This is a genomic window from Leptothrix ochracea L12 (assembly GCF_000262525.1).
This window is the reverse complement of sequence record NZ_JH660694.1, coordinates 1-4,668: the sequence shown is the minus strand read 5'-3', so window position 1 is coordinate 4,668 and position 4,668 is coordinate 1. Positions and strand designations below refer to the sequence as shown.

The window sequence follows — 4,668 nt, the reverse complement described above, 5'->3', positions numbered from 1 at the left end:
GGGGCTCCATGGGGGTCCTCCGGGGTCCTGAGTTGTGTAGGATCAGCAGCTGTATGCTCATCCAGTGGCTGGATTTTTATACAGGCGTGCATCTATGACAAGTTCTTCCATGAACTCCGACACCATCGTCGTTTTGGGAACCGGTGGCACCATCGCTGGCCGAGCAGATCGAGCCACCGATCAGGTCGGTTATGTGGCCGCACAACTGGCGGTCGCGGATCTACTCACAGGTCTGGGGCCGGTATCGCCAGCCGGTGAGCCGTGGTGCGTGGAGGCCGAACAGGTGGCGCAGCTCGACAGCAAAGACATGTCACACGCCGTCTGGCAAGACTTGGCGACACGCGTGGCGCAGCACGTGGCAAGGCCAGACGTGCAGGGCGTGGTGATCACCCACGGCACGGACACGCTCGAAGAGACGGCCTATTTCCTCCATCGGGTGTTGGCCCCCACCAAGCCGGTGGTATTGACTGCGGCCATGCGCCCAGCCACCTCTTTACAGGCAGACGGCCCACAAAACTTGGCTGACGCCTTGAGCGTGGTGGCGACTGCTGCGCAAACGGGTGCCCAAGGCGTCTTGGTGGTCATGGCTGGATATATCCACAGTGCCTGGGACATTCGCAAGCTTCATACCCATCGACTTGAGGCTTTCAGCTCGGGCGATGCCGGTCCGCTGGGTGTGATGGCCCAAGGCAGCTTGCGACGCTTTCGACCGTGGGACACCTTGGATCCCAAAGCTCAGGCGGTGTCCATGCCTTATGGCTTGGATCTGGTTCAAACGCCGGTGAACACTTGGCCCAAGGTGGCGATCTTGCTTAGTCATGCTGGGCATGACGAAAGCCTGCTCCGTGCGCAACTTCAGGGCTGGATCGACGCGGGCGTGCGAGGTGTGATCTTGGCAGGCACGGGTAACGCCACCTTGCATCACGGCATCACAGCCGCGCTTGAACATGTGGACCCCGACCGAACACAGCTGGCCCGAATGATCTGCAGCCGCTGTGCCCTCGGCCCCATCCTGCGAGCCGATCCTGATCCGGCGGCACAACACCTTGATCTATCTCCAGTGCAGGCAAGAATTGAGCTGATGTTGCGTTTGATGCGTGCATCGAAGGTGGCATGATTCCGTTACAAAACACGGAGGAGTCATCGTGAAATCGCACATTCAACGACCCACAGGCGCCTTTGTCGGCGCGTCTTGGGCGGCACTGTTTATCGGGGCACTGACTTACTTGATCGGACTGTGGAATGCCAGCATGCTTTTGAGCGTCAAGGGCTTTTATTTCACCGTTTTGATGTACGGCTTGTTCTCGGCTGTATCCCTGCAGAAATCGGTGCGCGACCGCCTTGAAGGCATGTCGGTCAGTGGCATTTACTTTGGTTTGTGTTGGTTCTCGCTGGGTCTGTCGGTGCTTTTGCTCAGCGTGGGTTTGTGGAACGCCGACATCACGCAAAGCGAAAAAGGCTTTTACGCCATGTCGTTTCTGCTGAGTCTGTTTGCAGCGGTGGCGGTGCAGAAAAACGTGCGCGATCTGGCGTTCTTTGACGACGAAGACATCCCGGCCTCAGCCGATGGCACTGGCACCGGCAACGGCCCCCATGGGGCCTGAAGCGGGGTAGGCGCTCCTTATGCAGTACGTTGTGATCACATTTGGCACCGAGGGCGATACCCGCCCCTTGGTAGGCGTGTGCCGCGCTTTGATGGACGCAGGCCACGGTGTCAAGTTGCTGGCGGATCGATCCACGCTCGACACGGCCAAGGCTTTGGGGGTTTCGACCTTGGCTTTGGCCGGTGACATGAAGGCCACCGTGGCACCGGGCGGCGCACTGTCGCGTTTGATGATGGAGGGCGGTGATGCCTCGCTGATGGCCAAGGCCGTGGCAAAAATCGCCAACGAGCACACCACGCAGTGGCTGCAAGCCGTGCTGACTGAAGCTCGTGCAATGAAGGCCGATGCCGTGCTGTTCTCTGGCATCGCGAGTTATGTAGGGCTGGCTGCTGCCGATTATCTGGGGGTGCCTGCCATCGGCTTGGGGTTGTGGCCGATATCGCCCACGCGTGATTTCCCGTCCCCTTTGCTGCCCCCCATGCGCATGCCGGGTTGGCTCAATCGACTCAGCCACCAAGGGGTCAATGCGGTGTCGTGGCGCATGTTTCGCAAGACGATTCAGAGCGCTCAGCGGGCGGTCAATAGCCCTCAAACACCGCGCCAAAAGGCTTGGACGAATTACCCGATCCTCTATGGTGTGTCCCAGCATCTGATCCCTCGACCGGCAGATTGGTCCGAGCTGTGGCAGATCTGTGGCGCTTGGTCAGCACCTTCTGCCAAACCTTGGAGACCCGCGCCGGCTTTGGCCAACTTTCTCAAAGATGGGCCTGCGCCGATCTACATCGGTTTTGGCAGCATGGCTGGGTTTGATCAGCGCACGTTGTTGACCACCTTGATCGAAGCGGTCGATGGCCGACGGGTGGTGTTTTTTCCCGGTTGGAGTGGCATCACAGCCATCGACTTACCGCGCAACTTCTGCCTGATCGGTGCCACCCCGCACGAGCAGCTGTTTCCGCTCATGTCGATGGTGATGCATCACGGTGGGGCTGGCACCACGCATACGGCGGCCCGCGCGGGCGTGCCTTCAGTGGTGATCCCCTTTGCGGGCGATCAATTCTTTTGGGCGGATCGACTGGCCCGGGCTGGGGTGGCGCCTCCTGCGGTGCCACATACCCGTATTCATCCTGCGCGGCTCAAGGCCATGATTGCGTGGGCGCAGCGCGACGAAGTCCGCTCCCGCGCCCAAGCGCTGGGTCAAGCGATGGCTGAGGAACATGGCGTGCAGGTGGCCGTTGAACTCATTGAAAAGTACAGCCGCCGTGGCCGCACCTGAGCTCGCATCTCAGCTCGCACCTCAGCTGGATTGCCAGCACTGCGGTGCGTGTTGCAGCGCGTTCCGGGTCTCGTTCTATTGGGCCGAGGCGGACGTCTTTGGCTTGCCAGAAGAGATGATCGAACGGGTCACGCCGCTTTACAGTTGCATGGCCGGCACGAACGCCAGCGCACCGCGCTGCGTGGCCCTGACTGGCACGTTGGGCGAAGGGGTGAGCTGCTCGATCTACGCGCAACGCCCCTCGCCGTGCCGCGAAGTTCAAACGGGCGACGCTCAATGCCTGCGGGCTCGATCGCTCAAGGGGCTCGATGTGCTCACACCGCTTCCTGGGCTTCGTGACGCTGCTGCTCGGTCATGACCAAGGCCCCGAGTTCACGCTTCAACGCATTGAAGGCCGGATCGGCGGGGTCGCGGGGCCGGGGTAGATCGACGCGCTGATCGCGTTTGATGGTGCCAGGTCGATAGGTCATGACGATGATCCGGTCGGCCAGATAGATCGACTCCTCGATCGAGTGCGTCACAAACAGCACCGTCTTGCCAAAGCGCTGCCAAATGCGCAGCAACTCGTCTTGCAAGCTGCGTCGGGTCAGGGCGTCGAGCGCGCCAAAAGGTTCGTCCATCAGCATCACGGGCGAATCCATCGCCAACACGCGGGCGATGGCCACCCGCTGGCGCATGCCGCCTGAGAGGTCTTTGGGGAAGCGATCGCGAAAGTCGCGCAGCTTGAAGACGTCGAGCAATTCATCGACCCGCGCGGCGATGTCGGTCGGGTTTTTGCGCGTGGCGCGGTCCTGAACCTCCATGGCGAAGGCGATGTTGCCTGCCACGGTCATCCACGGAAAAAGGGCGTACTCCTGAAACACCATGCCCCGATCCGGTCCGGGTGCGCGCACCACCGCGTCGCCAACACGGATAGCGCCGCTGCTGGGCAGCGAGAAGCCGGCCACGGCGTTGAGCAAGGTCGATTTGCCGCACCCCGAAGGCCCCAGCAGACACACGAACTCGCCTTGGGCGATCGACAACTGAATGTTTTGCAGGGCCACCACCTCCCGCCCTTGGCTGGCGTAGACCTTGTGGACTTGATCGATGTGAATGTGCGTCATGGTTCGTCTTCTCTTGGGCTCAATCTTGCTCAAGGCCGCGATGCCAGCGCAGCAGATGCTGATTGAGGCGACTCACCAAGGTATCCAGCCCCAGCCCCAGCAAGCCGATGGTGAGCATGCCGGCGATGATCTTGTCGGACCACATGAATTCGCGCGCTTCCAGAATGCGAAAGCCCAAACCGTTGTTGACGGCGATCATCTCCGAGACGATCACCACGATGAAAGCGGTGCCGATGCCGATGCGCACCCCCGCCAAGATGTAGGGCGTGGCGGCAGGCAGGATCACCCGGGTGAAGAGCGTCCAGCGCCCGACCCCGAGGTTGCGCGCCGCCCGCAGATAAATGCTATCGACGTTGCGCACCCCGGCGATGGTGTTCATCAGGACCGGAAAGAACGCGCCCAAGGCGATCAGGAACACCGAGGGCGGATTGCCCAAGCCAAACCAAAGGATCGCCAGCGGGATGTAGGCGATGGGCGGGATGGGCCGCAGCACCTGCATCATCGGGTTGAACAGGGCGTAGATCCGGGGACTGGCCCCCATCACCAGCCCCAGCGGCAAAGCCAGCACCAAGCCCACGGCAAAACCCACCACCACGCGGTAGAGGCTGCCCAAGGCGTCGTCGATCATCTCGCCCGACAGCAGCCAAGCCAGCCAGCTTTGCTGCGTCGGCTCCCACGGCGCGGCGGG

At 61.5% G+C, this 4,668-nt stretch carries 6 protein-coding genes; 4 read left to right on the top strand and 2 right to left on the bottom strand.

Annotated features, from left to right (window positions below; genetic code table 11):
* Positions 1-94: 94 nt before the first annotated feature.
* Genes LEPOCDRAFT_RS02440 through LEPOCDRAFT_RS02425 form a run of 4 tightly spaced genes read left to right on the top strand, consistent with a single transcriptional unit; the run spans position 95 to position 3,235 of the window.
* Complete coding sequence (locus tag LEPOCDRAFT_RS02440; RefSeq protein ID WP_009453635.1) at positions 95-1,117, top strand: asparaginase; 1,023 nt, start codon at positions 95-97, stop codon at positions 1,115-1,117.
* A 28-nt stretch (positions 1,118-1,145) separates the two neighbouring features.
* Positions 1,146-1,604, top strand: coding sequence for an inner membrane protein YiaA (yiaA, locus tag LEPOCDRAFT_RS02435; protein WP_009453634.1), 459 nt, complete (start codon positions 1,146-1,148; stop codon positions 1,602-1,604).
* 19 nt (positions 1,605-1,623) lie between these two features.
* Positions 1,624-2,877 carry a glycosyltransferase gene (locus tag LEPOCDRAFT_RS02430; protein ID WP_009453633.1) on the top strand — a complete coding sequence of 418 codons (1,254 nt, stop codon included), beginning with the start codon at positions 1,624-1,626 and terminating at the stop codon, positions 2,875-2,877.
* Positions 2,846-3,235: a YkgJ family cysteine cluster protein gene (locus LEPOCDRAFT_RS02425; RefSeq protein ID WP_245526381.1), complete on the top strand. Its 390-nt coding sequence runs from the start codon at positions 2,846-2,848 to the stop codon at positions 3,233-3,235. Before LEPOCDRAFT_RS02430 ends, LEPOCDRAFT_RS02425 begins: the two co-directional genes overlap by 32 nt.
* On the opposite strand, the gene LEPOCDRAFT_RS02420 is transcribed toward LEPOCDRAFT_RS02425, so the two are convergent.
* Both LEPOCDRAFT_RS02420 and LEPOCDRAFT_RS02415 read right to left on the bottom strand, forming a co-directional pair.
* A complete protein-coding gene (locus LEPOCDRAFT_RS02420; RefSeq protein ID WP_009453631.1) occupies positions 3,192-3,980 on the bottom strand; it encodes an ABC transporter ATP-binding protein in 789 nt (262 codons plus the stop codon). The genes LEPOCDRAFT_RS02425 and LEPOCDRAFT_RS02420 overlap by 44 nt on opposite strands.
* A 19-nt stretch (positions 3,981-3,999) precedes the next feature.
* Positions 4,000-4,668 (bottom strand): ABC transporter permease (locus LEPOCDRAFT_RS02415; protein WP_009453630.1); only part of this gene is annotated, 669 nt, incomplete at its 5' end.

Excerpts from the sequence above, each read along its gene's own strand:
- LEPOCDRAFT_RS02420 (WP_009453631.1), bottom strand. The coding sequence starts at position 3,980 with ATGACGCACATTCACATCGATCAAGTCCACAAGGTCTACGCCAGCCAA.
- LEPOCDRAFT_RS02430 (WP_009453633.1), top strand. The coding sequence starts at position 1,624 with ATGCAGTACGTTGTGATCACATTTGGCACCGAGGGCGATACCCGCCCC.
- LEPOCDRAFT_RS02440 (WP_009453635.1), top strand. The coding sequence starts at position 95 with ATGACAAGTTCTTCCATGAACTCCGACACCATCGTCGTTTTGGGAACC.